Below are 14,683 nucleotides of genomic sequence, written 5' to 3'. Positions count from 1 at the left end.
GTTGACAATGATAAAACATATGATTTTATCCTCACCTACTGAAAGCCAGAAATATTTTTTGCACTAAATTTGGTTGTTCCTCATTGAGATAACGATAATGTTTCCAAAGTTTCCAATAAGGGCTACCAGATTTAATCGGGATTCCAGCCCAGTGAAGATATTTTAACCTTTTGCCTTTGTCATAAAGAACATAATTTATTTCCTGAAAATGCTTGGAACCAGCCCAGCTTCCCGGTTCGGTTGCTGAATCTTTAACAAGATTGCAGCGCTTGAGAATCAGTTTAAGAATGATATAATTTAGTATAGGTTGGTCTGTGACATTTTGAGTAAAGTCGAAATATTCTCGATGCTGCGAACATTCTCGCAAAATTTCATACATTTGCGATTCTGTAATAGTTTCTTTTCTGGAAGCCCAAAAACCGCTGTTAAATACATCTTGAAGCTGTGAGTCTGTAAAGATATTTTGTTCTTTTACAGCAGGTGAAAATACATTTCGCAGTTTTTCGCTGAGGTAGTGGTAATCGCAGCAAAAAAAGTCTACTTCTGATAGTTTGTTTAAGTTGTCTGCGATGTCTTCAAAGACGATGATATCGGTATCGATGTACAGAAATTCGTCAAGGGGGCCAAACCAGGCGGCGAGTTTTCGCATTTTGTTGGGGAGGGCTAAAAAGTTGCGATCGAACATTTGGCCAATTTCTCTGGTAAACTGTTCCACAAACTCCAGATTTGGGAACAATCGCACCCCGTGGAGACGGCTGAGTGCGGCTGCCACTTGCTGATAATTGTCGTCGAAGGGAATCAGAAAAACAGGTACTTGACAATTGTACAGACGTATGCTGTTTAAAAGGGCGATCGCACTTTCGATCACCTTATCATTCGCAACAATATAAATACCGCGATTCATACATTTATCCTCAACCTTCTCAATACCCTTTTTAACAAATTCGGCGCAGAAACCTCAGTATAAGACTTTGGCGCTTGGGCAAAAATCGGACGCTTGGAGGGTTCGCGGAGATAGCGGTAATGCAGAAACAAATCGCGATAGGGAAACTCAATATTTTCGCCCGCACAAACTCTCCGAATTAAATCCGGCTGCACACCAATATAATGAATGTAAGTAAGTCGGTTTCCCTTGTCGTACAAAATCTGATCTTGCTCTTCAAAATGTTTGGAAGTGACGCTGCACCCGGTTTTTTCGCCATCCGGGAGGCTAAAAGCAAAATTATAGCTATTCATCCCCGTTTTCATCACCATATAATTGAGCAACGGTTGTTCTCCCGCCCCTTCATAGAGAATTTCCGCCTCGCCAGATTGCAGTTGAGCTAACAGCCATTCCCTAGTATCTTGCTCAAACAATCCTTGCTTGCTGGCGTAAAATCCCGAACAAAATATTTCCGAGTCTATCCGATATTGCTCAAAAACTTCGAGGAGTTTTGGCGACTGAATATTGTATACTTTAGTTGGGTCGCGAAATTGAAAATCATAAACCACAAAATTCGATTCCTCTAACTTCTGAAAAACCGGATCGAGGGAATTCATCACCAAAGTATCCGCATCCATGTAGAGAAACTTGTCAAACGGGCCGTCGAAAGCGCAAAAACGCCGGTGTGCGCCGTAAAGCCTGAATTTTTTGCGGTTCAAACGCTCTGGTGCGGCTGCTTGCATGAATTCATCCCATCGCTGAATTGATGCGATATCTTCATAAATAAAGACGTTGGGACGGTTAACAATTTCAGCTTTGATTTGCTCTATTTGGTCGTCGAAAGGATAAATACAGACAGGAGTATTTGATCCTAAGATAACTTCAATACTGTTGAGCAAGGCAATTAGTTGGTCGTAAACTGTATCGTTGGCTAACGTGCAAATTCCATTCATATCTATTAGTCCACGGAGGCGGACTTTGTTTGTGCAGAAGCGGTTTCAACCGCCGAATCATTTAAAGGGTAAAAGGGTAGAAACGTGTGATCGGGTGCCTACAGCACCAAACCGCAAACCGGAGACTACGCCAAATCGACAGCTACGCGAAAACCGATATACGATTCGCGGTTGCCGACCGAGCCCCTGACGCGATAGGCACTGCGACAACTGACCGCATGGCTGGCCCAGGAACCGCCACGCTGCACTCGGAAATTATCTCTACCAGTTTCTTCCCAAGAACTTCCGTCAGTGGGTGCGCCCTCATAGCTACCGTGCCATTTATCGCTGCACCACTCCCAAACATTGCCGTGCATATCGTACAGTCCAAAGGCATTGGGAGGAAAACTCCCGACATCGGTTGTTTTTCCGCAGCAAAGTCCTTTGGGGGCGTTTGCGTAGGGTTTGTGTCCGTTATGGTTGACTAATTCCGGGGTAATAGTTTCCCCAAAATGAAATGGGCTTGTTGTACCGCCACGACAGGCGTATTCCCATTCAGCTTCACTCAGGAGGCGATATTTTTTCCCGGTTTTTTGCGAGAGTTTGGCGCAGAATTCGACTGCGATATCCCACGATACTTTTTCTACAGGAAGTTTTTCACCTTGAAACCACGATGGGTTATTCCCCATCACCGCTTGCCACTGTGCTTGAGTAATGGGGTATTTGCCTGCATAAAAAGCGGGTACTGTTACTTGATGCTGCGGACTTTCATCATATATTTTACCTTTTTCGGTTGCTGGCGAACCCATAATAAATGTACCGCCGGAAATATAAACCATTTCCAGCACAACTGGATTCCCTAAGTCTTGGCGCAAAAAGTGAGCATAATCACGGCGGCGACTGTTTTCTTTTCCTTCAGCATTTACTGTTATTGCATCAAAGTCAAAAATAGGCGAATATTTTTGGAACTTCTCTTTTATATTTGGTTCATCTCTCTCCTTCAGCACCGAATATGCAGCCAACTTCACCTTTATTGATTCATCCTGCAATGCCGGAATTATCAAGTCTAAACCAGCTTCTCCATATTTCAGTGCTTCATACAGTGCGGTGATTCTGACTTCGACAATCGGTGAAGCTAACCGACTCTTAACACCAGGAATCCCGCCTAAGACAGTCGCACCAAATGGCACTTGAGATTGGACACCGAGTACGGCATCGTATTCTCTGGGTTGATTTTGGTTTTCTGTCATTGCGCTATTTCCTGAGATACAAACTTTGACAGCCAATTGAGCAGGTTCAATTCGTGGAGAATGATTTGTCTGGCTTCGGCAATTTTTTCCCTGGCTTCATGCCAATAATCCGGCGTAGCAACAACCTCTTTAATAAATTCTACTCCTTTCTCATCCAAACTTGGCAGTCGCAGAAAGCTCCCTGCTGGCAACAACTTATCAGCCGCCGAACCGCCGTAATAAATTGGCAAACACCAAGCTAATAAAGCATCCCAAAGCTTCTCGCTGACATACCAATCGTTTTCTGCATAATTTTCAGTAGCTAAGTTGTAATAGTATGGTGCGATGGCGTGCCATTTATTGTTCACAGTGCCGTTCCCGCGCGCCCAAGTTGGCAAGTTTCGCCCGTAAAGGTCAAAATCCAATTCTTGCGATCGCAGCAATTTGATAAAGTCTAATCTGTGGCGGTGATTGGCGCTGCGGCTAACACCTGAAGTTATCCAAGAACAGGATTTAGTTTTTGGCGGCGCAGGCATTTCATCGAGTTCTCGAAACGAGTTAGAGTGATACCAAATCGCGGGCATATAATCTGGTTTTGGGGCGAAGTCGTCTGGCCCGGAAACGTAACCGCAATAAAGTTTGGCTTGTTCGTAGTTGGCTTTGGTAATTTCAATAACTTCTGGTAATGGTGGCTCGCGGATCAGGTAAATTATGCGTTCCTTGGGGACACCGCGCAATTTTTCTCGAATGTCCTCTTCTGGATTTATGGGGCTTGGACGGCGGATTTTGTCGAGCCATGACTGCTTTTTGGGCGATCGGGGAAAGTCGAATTGATACATGAGTAAAAAGTCTGGTTCTGGGTGATTCGCTAACATTTGAATATTGCCCCATTTGCCGAAGTTGTGGGGGGTTTGTTGCCACAGCCAGTCGCTTTGGTTCATGCCTGGATAGGTGGTGATTGTGCCGATGATTTTTTTGTTCATATCTAATAATAAATTGGGTTTTTGCGTGTGGATGGGGCGGGTTTATGAGATTATTAATTTTAGGCGATAATTTTTGGTACAACCCGCCCCTACTAATAATAAATGTGGTTTTTGCGTTTGGCAGGGCGGGTTTATGAGATTGTTTATTTGAGGGGATGATTGTTGGTAAAACCCGCCCCTACGGAATTTTGAATTATCGGATATCGCACTGACTCTTCCACATAACCCATAATTTTCTGTATCCTATTTTCCCACGAAAATTGCTTGACAAAATCCATTGTTTCTGCATAACCTTCGCTCTTCCTCAGATATTTGGTTAAACAATCTCGAATGCTTTGCGCGAACTGTTGCGGGTTATCCGGTTCGCACCAAGTTGCTGCTATATTGCCCGATTTAAATTCCATTAAAGATGCAATCTCCGTCGCCACAATCGGAGTTCCCGATGCCATGTAATCAAAGAATTTTAAAGGAGATGTGAACGTCGCGGCCTCTGTCGAACAGTGCGGGTGAGTCAAAACATCGGCTGCTTGCAGCAAGCTAGCCAGTTGATTTTGAGGGAGGTAGCCGAGAAATTTAATGTTGTTAACTTGCTTGGATTTGGCTAACTGCTGGTAGGATGTTACTTGGGATGAATCACCACCTGCGATCGCAAATTGAACCAGCGGCAATTCCTGAGCTACATCCACCAACATATCAACACCTTTAAACTGGTAAAGTCCCCCTGCATAAACAGCTAAATGCTGTTTGTCATTTTGTAATAATTGCTGTCGCCAATTCTGAGCAGCTTCTGTTTGTCTCGCGAGAAAAAAATGGTTAAAACCGTTGTGCAGCGTAATTACTTTTTCTGGTGGCATCCCATTCAAAATCATGCTGTCTCGAACTGTATCGGCAACAGTTACGGAAATCTGAAACAGAGGATTGCGGATAATTTCTGGTTCAAATTGCTTGTTTTCATGGTGGTGCTGTTCGTAGATAGCGGGAATACCGTTTTTAATTGCTGCTTTGACAAAGTTCCAGTCGCGGGTGTGGACAATTTTAGTAGATTTAAGCAGGTGAATTGGTAAGTAGTATTTTGAGACTATTGTACTCGAACTCGTCCACTTGCTGTCCCAAAGGTCGATCGGCCACGGCATCGGTAAATCTGCTACTTTTAATTTATCTTGAATATTGTAAATTTTGGCAAGTTTGTCATCGGGTTTCGTGGGTTGAAAAGGAAAAAGCAAATCAACCGGATTCAAAGCACTCCAGCCTTTACGGAGGTATACCAAAACTGCTGGATAACCTAGGTTTGCTGCGGCATTGGCAGAGTGTGCAACTTGAACTAAGCTCGCTACATTGGGTTGCGGTAAGATATTTCTGGTAAAAAATACATAATATTTAGACATGGTAATTGGTAATTGGTAATTATTGGCTGTGCAGGCATTTGACTAATGAATACTGCCAACTGACTACTTTTTAACAGCCTGACGCTTAATAGTGTTTTCTATAAATTCTAAAGTAGTGAAAATATTAGCAGCAGAGTGAAATGATTCTCTGATTAACTCGTCTCTTTCTTCGGGAGAGTCTACCATTTCATCTACTAGCATTTTGAGGTAAGCTATCATGGGAGTCAGGCGAGTGCGAATTTCGTAAGAACCTCTAATTAGAGCTTCATCACGAGCGGTTTCTTCAGCAAATTGCACTGAATACAAGCGAGTGTAGTAACCTCCTTTTGCTAGCAATTCTTCGTGGGAACCCATTTCTACTACTTGTCCGCGATCGATCACGGCGATTTTGTTGGCTTTTTGGACTGTGGAGAGGCGGTGGGCGATGACTAAGGTTGTGCGATCGCAGCTCAATTTCTCGATCGCCGCTTGCACGTACCTTTCCGAAACCGTATCCAGCGAACTCGTTGCCTCATCTAAAATTAAGATTTCCGGGTTTTGCAGCAGGGCTCTAGCAATTGAAATTCTCTGACGCTGCCCTCCCGATAAGATCACGCCCCGATCGCCAATTTGAGTCTCCAACCCATCCGGCAATAGTTGGATAAACTCGTAAGCATTCGCTCCCTTCGCCGCTTCCACAATTTCTTCCTCAGTCGCTTGGGGTCTAGCATAAGCAATATTTTCGCGCACTGAAGCATTAAACAAAAACGTATCTTGGCTAACAATACCCATCGCTTGTCTGAGACTTTTTAGATCGAATTCGCGCAAATCCCTGCCATCGATCGAGATATTACCTTCAGTAGGATCGTAAAATCTCGGCAGTAAATCTGCCAAAGTTGACTTGCCAGAACCCGAAGTTCCTACCAAAGCTAAAGTCGTGCCGTGAGGTAGAAATAAATCAATTCCTTGCAAAACTAAATTTTTGTGGTTAGGATAACTAAAAGATATTTTATTAAAATGAATTCCCGATCGCAAATGAGTGTAAGGCACAGAACCGTTAAGCATAAATGGCTTGTCCTCGCGGCTCAAAAAATCATTAACCACCTCTACACTAGCCGACGTATTTGCAAATTGACTGCGCCCGCTATTCAACTGTGAAATTAAAGGAACCAATCGAAACAGTACCAATAAATAGGTTAATAAAATTGTAGCAATAGACTCTATCTCATTCGCAAATATTGTGCGACCTATGAATACAATCAAAATTATAACTATCAAATTAACAACTTCGTTAATTGGAGCGATCGCCGCATAATTTACCTGAGCCTGAAAATCCGCTTGTTCTCGCCTTTGAATTAAATGCTTGATCCGCTGATACTCCCTTTCCTCGTTACCAGTTGACTTAACCAGCCGAATCCCAGTAATCGTTTCCAGCACCCTCACCGAATAATCTTTCGACATTTCAGAAAGCAGGTGGCCAAAATGCTTGGAACGGTTAATAATATATTGATTTGTCCAAGCAACTAACGCCAGCAAAACTGTAGCTGTCACCGTCAGTTTCCACGAGATCGAAAGTAGCAGACCCACAAACACCAAAACCGTGATTGAGGTAGTAAACATTCCGATGGCCGTACCAACTGCACTAGCAGTCCGACCAATCTCTCCGCCCAATCTATTAATTAAATCCCCGACTTTAGTTTTAGAGTAAAAATCTAAATCTACTTCTAACAACAACTGCAAGCCGGCTTCTCGCAAATCAAAAGTCAAAGATCGCGTCAGAGAAGTAGCTACTAAAGTATTGATATAACTCGCAACATTTTTTAAAAAAATTGCCAGCACAACCGCCCCGGTCATCAGCATTAAACGCTGATTTCCGGGCATTCCCTCAAAGGGATACATCAAAGTTTTAATTAGAGGTGGAGCACCACGCAGCTCGATCGCTTCCTCTAAAAAACTTAAAAGCACTGGTACAATCATAGTAGTGCTGATACCGTTAAATAAAGCGCCAGAAAAGCCCAGCATCACAGTTAAGAGAATCCTGCCGGGATATCGTCTGGCAAATTTTAGGAGTAGCTTATTGGCAGACATGAAGCATTCCCAGCTAAACAGTACGGCATCTCAAAATATTCTTTAATAACAGCCAGTTTTTCGTCCTCCCGCCAGTTGTTTTAAAATAACATTTACATATCTGCGATTATATCTGAAAGGATGGGTTTCATTGCTTGAATACTATATTTTTTTACACATCTTTCCCGAGCTTTCATTCCTTGTAAATTAGCCGCTGTCAAATTTTGAAATATCCATTGAATATTTTGTGAAATTTGAGCGGGAGAACTCGGATCGACTAAATAACCCGTTCCACCTAAAATTTCTGGAATATCCCCGACTCGCGTAGATAAAACAGGCTTAGCCATTGCCATGCCATCTGTCAGCTTGAGCGGAAACTGAGCCACGGCTGTGAGAGTTTCTCGCTGAGGAACAACGACAACATGAGCCGCCGCTACAACGGACGGCATCTTCTCCACTGGAAACCTTGGCAGTTTAATAATCCAACGCCCCCATTGTTTCACAAGTTTATCATCATAATCATCATAAGGACTCCCGCCGACGATCGCTAATTTTAAATCGGGCTCATTTAACTGTTCGAGGGCCATCAAAACATCCTCCACGCCTTTATGAGGTCGCGGTGCCCCCGGAAACATCAAAACTCTATACCCGGACAAGCCGTAACACTGTCTGCTCAATTCAGGATTGTATTTAGCAGGGTCGAACATTGCAGTATCCTTACCATTAGGCAAATATACACCACCAAAACGCTGTTTTAAAAACTCTGTATCAACGGTGACTGCATCAGCATTGTGAATGAGACTTTCCATCCACTTGAGATAGAGGGGATTATCTGGTTCTCTTAATTGACCGTTGTGTTTAAAAATATCTCGATAAAGTTGTTTGAAAGAGGGACGGTATTTCCATTCATCTCCGCCGTACCAGCTCAGTTCCCAGTCGTCTATATCTAAAATTATAAAGTGGCGAGTCGCCAGTTTTTTTAGCAGTGATAACCCAAAGCTTGTAGGTTTAGGTTTGATTGCATAAATAATATCCCCATCTATTTTTTTCCAAAGTTTTTGAGCATCCATTAAAAACCCCGGATAATTTTTACCCGGTATCGCACATACCGGGATATCTCTGGGAGGAGTAGCATACAATTCCTTGCCAAACTGAAATCCAACAACTTCTACATCACATTTAAGCTCTATCAAGACTTGAGCTAATAAAAAAGCACGAATTGCACCTCCTCCTGACAAATCGCTCACTACTAATGAAACTTTCACTGAGTATTTTGTTTAAAACATTTGTTTAATTTTCCGGCTTAACCGAGCTTTTGTCAAGGCGACGGGGACTCACGTACTCCCGACCACAGCAACCAGGTTTTTAACCAGGGCAAAGGGCAGCAACGAAGTATTTTGGTAAAAAAACACACTAATGAATCCAAGACTGTTATTCAGGCCAGCAATAATTCTTCTAGGTAAATTTTCGGATATGTAGAGGCTAATTTTTTTTACTTGGGGCGGATTTTTGTTGCTTTTAATGCAGTTTGCCAAGCAACTTTAATTATTTTAAACGCCAGGGATTGTTAAGTTGATTTGGTAAAAATACTTTAGCCGTGCGATCGACTATTCTAGTAAAGAGCGATCGCGTTACGTTTTTGGCGTACTGAGGACGGTAAGGATAAGTGCAGTGCATTACTTTAATCGGTTTGTCGATCGTATAAACATCTTTCCACTTATCCAAGTAGTTGTAAACCGGGGACAAAGTTGTCATTTTCGGTTTCACCGATTCAACAGCCGCCGCAAAAGCGCCCTGATCTTTCAATAGTAACACATTTTGATGCGCCACTACCATATCGAAATATTTCTTAAACTTTGTGAACAATTCCTGAGTTTTACTGCTTTTCGTAAAAGCGATAAATCCGCCATTGTATTGAATGCTATTTTCATTGAGTGGTAATCCTACTGATTGCAGAGTTGAGAGAATATCTTGCTTGACTCTCAATAAATTAGCAGCTTTTGCGATCGCAGGCTGCACGTCTTCTGTTACCAGCAAATCTACTTCATCAAGAAAATCAAATACCTCATATATTGGTGATAGCAAACAAATATCACAATCCATATAAATAGTTTTCTCAAATAAAGATTCCCCGTACAAAGCCAGCTTAGCTTGCCGCGACGCTAAAACTGAGTTTTCGTGAGACGGTGCAGGTTTCAATATGACATTTCCAAACACCTGAAGTAAAGGATATAAAATTAGAGGGACTCTATCTATTAAAATAATAATGGGTTCGCGGTGAAACTTCCTGACAGACGCCAGAAAATGAACGCAATCCTGGAAAGAGTAAAGACCGGTTAAAATAGTGATAAATCCCTTGGCTGCTAATTTATTTGAATTCATTGATTTACTTATTTACCGAGCGTGTGTCCACTCCCAAAAGCTCTCACTCCAGTTATCTCGATAGTGAAAAATTCCTTGCCATTCATAAAAATGTACAAAATCTTTCAGGTTAATTGTTTTATTGACATTTACGATCATGTAAAGAGGTTTATCTCCATAAAAAGAAGCCCACATAGTATAACTGCTAGGCGGCCCGACAACATAGTCGCACTCAGCCAGAGCATACATATCTTCAATTAAATGACCGCTGCCAAATCCACAGTTAAAATTATCAAATAAACTCTGCTTTTGCGGAAGATTAGAACAAATCAAAAACTTAATTTTTTTTCCTTCAAATAGCATTACCACATAATTCATGACTTGTAAATATTGCTCAGTTGTGTAAAAGTACCTCCCTTTTTGATGCTGAGCATAATCCCCTTGGCGGATGTGAATTCCGACGAGCATATCAGAGTTATTTTTTAAATTCAATATCAAACGATCTACATTGATTCTATATCGCTCTAATGGTTCAAAGTAGGCTCTAATCGGGTCGGCATACTTGTGTAACTTGGAAACATCTTCTACAAACCAGCCATCTCGAAACAGCCAGCCTTGAAAACAAACTATTGAGTCCTGCTTGATTTGTTCTATATCCTGATATTTTAGCCAGCTAAAAGGTTCTTTTCGGGTTATTTCTTGCGTTTTTAATATTTTTTTATTGCTTAAATACTTAATAAAATTATAATATTTATTTCTGACAAAGTTGTTGCCTGCTGCGGTAAAACATGGAGGAGGATAACAACACAAAAAATCCCCCGCGGTTCCCACAAATAATTCTGCATATTCGTCAAAAGCAGGATTGAGAACAGTCAAATTATGCTCGATCGCCCAAGCAATGAAATTAGCAAAAAGCAGCAGTCGATTTCCGAGTTGCCCCGACTTAGCAGATATTATTAGCATATTGTATTTTTGGGGCGGGCGGGAAGCCCACCCCACAACAATTTAATCAAAATTTGCTGTAATTGTAAGGTGTGCAATGCCCACCCTACATACTAAGAGCTGTGGCGTTTTTGGTGCCACTGCCAAGCATGGGAGATAATGTTCTTAATGTCGGGATATTCTGGAGACCAACCCAAGGTTTTGATGGCTTTCTCGCTGCTGCCAACCAAAGCAGGCGGGTCTCCAGGACGGCGTTCGCACTCAACAGCTTTAATCTCTTTTCCCGTCACTTGACGAGCCGTTTCTATCACCTCTTTCACCGAAAACCCGCCTCCATTGCCTAAATTAAAGAAATCAGATTTGCCACCCTTGAGCAAATATTCTAATCCCAAAATGTGAGCAGATGCCAAATCGTTAACGTGAATGTAATCCCGAATGCAAGTACCGTCAGGAGTATCGTAATCCGTGCCAAAAATCGAGATCGAATCTCGTTTCCCCAAAGCAGCGAACAACACCAGCGGAATCAAGTGAGTTTCTGGATTGTGATCCTCTCCTAACAACCCATTAGGATCGGCCCCAGCCGCGTTAAAATATCGGAAACAAACAGACTTGAAATCGTACGCAGCGTCAAAATCAGACAAAATCCGCTCTACCATTAACTTAGTAGCACCGTAGGGATTGATCGGGTTTTGCGGGTGGTCTTCGGTGAGCGGAATTTTCTGCGGTACGCCGTAAGTCGCGCAAGTAGAAGAAAACACAAATTTCTTCACCCCAGCAGCGATCATTGCTTCCAAAAGCGTAATAGTGCCGATGACATTGTTGCGATAATATTTAGCTGGGTCGGTAACAGATTCGCCTACGTAAGCGTAAGCAGAAAAGTGCATGACAGCATCAATCTTGTGCGAAGCAAACAAGTTGTCTAGGAGAGTGCGATCGTTCGTGTCGCCAACTACTAACTCCACCTGCAAAGCCCGATCTACTAAATCTTTGTGACCGTAAACTAAATTATCCAAAATCACCACACCGTAACCTGCGTTTTTCAGCGCTAATACCGCGTGAGAGCCAATATATCCAGCTCCGCCTGTCACCAAAATAGTTTGTTTTTCTGCACTCATTTTCTTCTGCCTGTTTTTGTAGCTGGGATTGCCAATAGCCTTGTTAATTTGAGACTTCCACATCTGATGCTTTTACACTCCGCGTGAGCCGGAGAATTAAAGCAAAATATATAGGCTTTGCTGTGCGAGACGGGACGAGCGCACTCCTAAAAAACGCTTTTTACACTCCAGATAGATGCTGAATGTGCAAGTCTTTCTATTCAATCGATAAACTTGAGGCGACCAATTTGGATATAATCAAATATGCGATTAATCTGATGTCGATCCTCTTCTGAAATTTTATCATCTGACAGGATAGCCGAAGTCAAAACTAAATGTTCCCGGCGAGTTATCTTACCAGACGCTACAATCCGATCGACTTTTTGAGAAATTGTTAAGTTCGATTTGTTGTGAGATGTTCGCATTTATTCGATCGCTTTTACGCTAAAATAATTAAAGTGGATTGCAGTTCTTGACCAAAAAATATTGCGTACCCAACTGTAAATCACTTGGATCGATAGCTGGATCGATAGCAGAAATAACGTATCAGAGTTTTACTTCCCAAGATAGATATGCGGACTTAATAAATCTGCAATCAGCCTTCGGATAGCGTTCAGACTAACTTAATTATATAATATTTTTCCGAGAGAGGCACTTTTCTATGCAGGTTTATCGGCTTCCGGTACTGTTCGACAATTACATTTTCTTGCTGCACGACCCCGATCGCCACACAGCAGCAGTCGTCGATCCAGCACGGTCGCAGCCAGTATTAGAGCAACTGCAAGCACTCGGAGCCGAATTAACCGCAATTTTCATTACCCACCACCACAGCGACCACATAGGTGGCAATCAGGAACTGATCGATCGCTTTCCCCAAATTAAAGTTTACGGCGGCGCAGAAGATAGAGGCAGAATTCCCGGACAGCAAGTGTTTTTACAAGCGGGCGATCGAGTTTCTTTTGCCAACAGAACCGCCGAAGTCTTCTTCGTACCCGGCCACACAAAAGCTCACATCGCCTACTATTTCCCCCCCAGCAACCCCAGCGAAACCGGCGAATTGTTCTGCGGCGACACCTTATTTGCCGGAGGCTGCGGCAGGCTCAAAGAAGGCACTCCCGCCCAAATGTTAGCCTCTTTGGGGCAACTGCGAAACTTGCCCGACAATACCAGAGTTTGGTGCGCCCACGAATACACGCTGAACAACCTGCAATTTGCCTTGAGTGTGGATGGCGACAATCCCGATTTACAGCAGCGCTTCGCCGAAGTCAAGGAAGCGCGGAGTCGATCGCAACCTACAATACCATCATCGATCGGCCTCGAAAAAAGCACAAACCCATTTTTGCGCTGGGACTTTCCCAAGATCCAATCAGCCACCAACACCCGCGATCCAGTGCAAACCTTCGCTCGATTGCGCGGCATGAAAGACCAATTTTAACTTTAACGTTTTTGTTGTTTTAGGTAACTCTTAAACTTGAGTATCGGTTCGCTCAACCACCTGTCAAGTCTTTTGTATTTTACGTTAAAGCTCGACAGCCCCTTAAACTTATTTGGGATTTTTTCCAGTTCGTCCTTAAACGGTGTCTGAGACAACATATCAAGCCATAATTGATTGGGGGCATTGCTTTCCCACGGTTTCGGTCTTGACATAAAGTGCATCACTTTACTTGACATATCATCAGTCTTGTGGTTGTTCCATCTTTGGTCTAATTGCTTCCACCTTCCCACTAAAACTGAATTTAATGCACCTTGATCGCGATCGCCCCAAACGTGGGTTCTAGCATTTTGGAGCAACTTTTCCGACAGTTGCTCTTCCTCCCAAACCTTCATGTTGTAAACTAAAACACCACTGTTGAAATAAGGGTTTCGATCTTGATAATTGTTGGGATTTCCCCAGGTGTTGGCTGCGGCTGCTATCGGCAGAGTTTGAAAATCTAGGTTCCACAGCGGCTTTAAGCTGCCCAGAACGATCGTATCGCTGTCGAGCCAAATCAGCCTTTCTGTTTCTTTAGTATATTTTCGCGGCTCCAATTTAACGTAAGGAAGTTTAGAGCCTGATACCGAAAGAAGTTGGTCGTAATTAGATTGCAATTCTTGCCATTCAATCTGGTATTTGCAGCAATTCTGTAACTGTTCCTTTTCCGGTGAATATATCCTGGTAGATACAACGCTAATTTTGACCTGCTCCTCCCCAGATTGGCTAACATTCAGATCTACAGACTTGAGAAGTGCTGCTAACCCGAGAATATAGGTGCGATCGGCTGCTGTGAATATGTGCATAGGATTAAGTTTGTGAGATGAACGGCAAAGGTAACACAAACGTTGGGAATTGAGGAAGTAGGCGACCCTGTATTGAGGTAAATGCGATCGCCCATTTACCGTTGAGACGAACAAAATATTGCCTAAATTTCCGGTTAGATTTACACAAACAGACGGGGATTCTAAGTAGTTAGCCGCAAATAAAGTTTACAAGGTAACAGAATGTAAGGCGGGCATAACAAGAGCGATTGCTTCGTTTCACTCGCTGCGAGAGAGGGGTTATGTATTTGCAAGCTTCCTCTACTTATTTATCTGTGTGCAAGTACCATCTGTTCGCACCCGAAAACGAGCAACAGCCATTGGTAATATGCAGCAACGCGAAAAATAATGAGACAGACTAACCTGCCATCTGAAACAGCCAGAAAATTCCCCGTCGCCTGTGCTGAATCCCGCAACTGGTTCAGACGTGGGACTCTACGATAAAATAAATTGTCTAGAGATCGATATTACCGCACAACGATCGACATCCATCT

General features: G+C 42.9%; 13 protein-coding genes. 1 reads left to right on the top strand and 12 read right to left on the bottom strand.

The window, feature by feature from the left end:
• Positions 1 to 31: 31 nt before the first annotated feature.
• The 11 genes from QUA53_RS03455 to QUA53_RS03405 form a co-directional block, all read right to left on the bottom strand.
• On the bottom strand, positions 32 to 904 hold the full coding sequence (locus QUA53_RS03455) for an Npun_R2821/Npun_R2822 family protein (RefSeq protein ID WP_333095057.1): 873 nt from the start codon (positions 902 to 904) through the stop codon (positions 32 to 34).
• Positions 901 to 1,875, bottom strand: coding sequence for an Npun_R2821/Npun_R2822 family protein (locus QUA53_RS03450; RefSeq protein ID WP_333095058.1), 975 nt, complete (start codon positions 1,873 to 1,875; stop codon positions 901 to 903). Before QUA53_RS03450 ends, QUA53_RS03455 begins: the two co-directional genes overlap by 4 nt.
• Before the next feature lie 125 nt (positions 1,876 to 2,000).
• Positions 2,001 to 3,104, bottom strand: coding sequence for a formylglycine-generating enzyme family protein (locus QUA53_RS03445; RefSeq protein WP_333095059.1), 1,104 nt, complete (start codon positions 3,102 to 3,104; stop codon positions 2,001 to 2,003).
• A complete protein-coding gene (locus tag QUA53_RS03440; RefSeq protein ID WP_333095061.1) occupies positions 3,101 to 4,066 on the bottom strand; it encodes a glycosyltransferase family 10 domain-containing protein in 966 nt (321 codons plus the stop codon). The genes QUA53_RS03445 and QUA53_RS03440 overlap by 4 nt, the downstream gene beginning before the upstream one ends.
• Before the next feature lie 143 nt (positions 4,067 to 4,209).
• Positions 4,210 to 5,451 carry a glycosyltransferase gene (locus QUA53_RS03435; RefSeq protein WP_333095062.1) on the bottom strand — a complete coding sequence of 414 codons (1,242 nt, stop codon included), beginning with the start codon at positions 5,449 to 5,451 and terminating at the stop codon, positions 4,210 to 4,212.
• Between the two features lie 63 nt (positions 5,452 to 5,514).
• Complete coding sequence (locus tag QUA53_RS03430) at positions 5,515 to 7,518, bottom strand: ABC transporter ATP-binding protein (RefSeq protein ID WP_333095063.1); 2,004 nt, start codon at positions 7,516 to 7,518, stop codon at positions 5,515 to 5,517.
• A 92-nt stretch (positions 7,519 to 7,610) separates the two neighbouring features.
• On the bottom strand, positions 7,611 to 8,762 hold the full coding sequence (locus QUA53_RS03425; RefSeq protein ID WP_333095064.1) for a glycosyltransferase family 4 protein: 1,152 nt from the start codon (positions 8,760 to 8,762) through the stop codon (positions 7,611 to 7,613).
• A 280-nt stretch (positions 8,763 to 9,042) separates the two neighbouring features.
• Positions 9,043 to 9,879 carry a hypothetical protein gene (locus QUA53_RS03420; protein ID WP_333095066.1) on the bottom strand — a complete coding sequence of 279 codons (837 nt, stop codon included), beginning with the start codon at positions 9,877 to 9,879 and terminating at the stop codon, positions 9,043 to 9,045.
• Positions 9,880 to 9,891: 12 nt separating this feature from the next.
• Entirely contained in the window at positions 9,892 to 10,821 is a 930-nt protein-coding gene (locus tag QUA53_RS03415; protein ID WP_333095068.1) for an alpha-1,2-fucosyltransferase, read from the bottom strand.
• Between the two features lie 92 nt (positions 10,822 to 10,913).
• Positions 10,914 to 11,915: a UDP-glucose 4-epimerase GalE gene (gene galE, locus QUA53_RS03410; protein ID WP_333095070.1), complete on the bottom strand. Its 1,002-nt coding sequence runs from the start codon at positions 11,913 to 11,915 to the stop codon at positions 10,914 to 10,916.
• 200 nt (positions 11,916 to 12,115) lie between these two features.
• Positions 12,116 to 12,319 carry a hypothetical protein gene (locus QUA53_RS03405; protein ID WP_190659093.1) on the bottom strand — a complete coding sequence of 68 codons (204 nt, stop codon included), beginning with the start codon at positions 12,317 to 12,319 and terminating at the stop codon, positions 12,116 to 12,118.
• A 236-nt stretch (positions 12,320 to 12,555) separates the two neighbouring features.
• On the opposite strand from QUA53_RS03405, the gene gloB reads away from it, so the two are divergent.
• Positions 12,556 to 13,329, top strand: coding sequence for a hydroxyacylglutathione hydrolase (gloB, locus tag QUA53_RS03400; protein ID WP_333095071.1), 774 nt, complete (start codon positions 12,556 to 12,558; stop codon positions 13,327 to 13,329).
• A 2-nt stretch (positions 13,330 to 13,331) separates the two neighbouring features.
• Here the strand turns inward: gloB and QUA53_RS03395 are convergent, their stop codons facing one another.
• Positions 13,332 to 14,171: a glycosyltransferase gene (locus QUA53_RS03395; RefSeq protein ID WP_333095073.1), complete on the bottom strand. Its 840-nt coding sequence runs from the start codon at positions 14,169 to 14,171 to the stop codon at positions 13,332 to 13,334.
• Positions 14,172 to 14,683 lie beyond the last annotated feature (512 nt).

Origin of the sequence: Microcoleus sp. Pol12B3 (assembly GCF_036701355.1) — a bacterium.
Classification (GTDB): Bacteria; Cyanobacteriota; Cyanobacteriia; order Cyanobacteriales; family Microcoleaceae; genus Microcoleus.
This window is presented reverse-complemented; position numbering and strand designations above follow the sequence as displayed.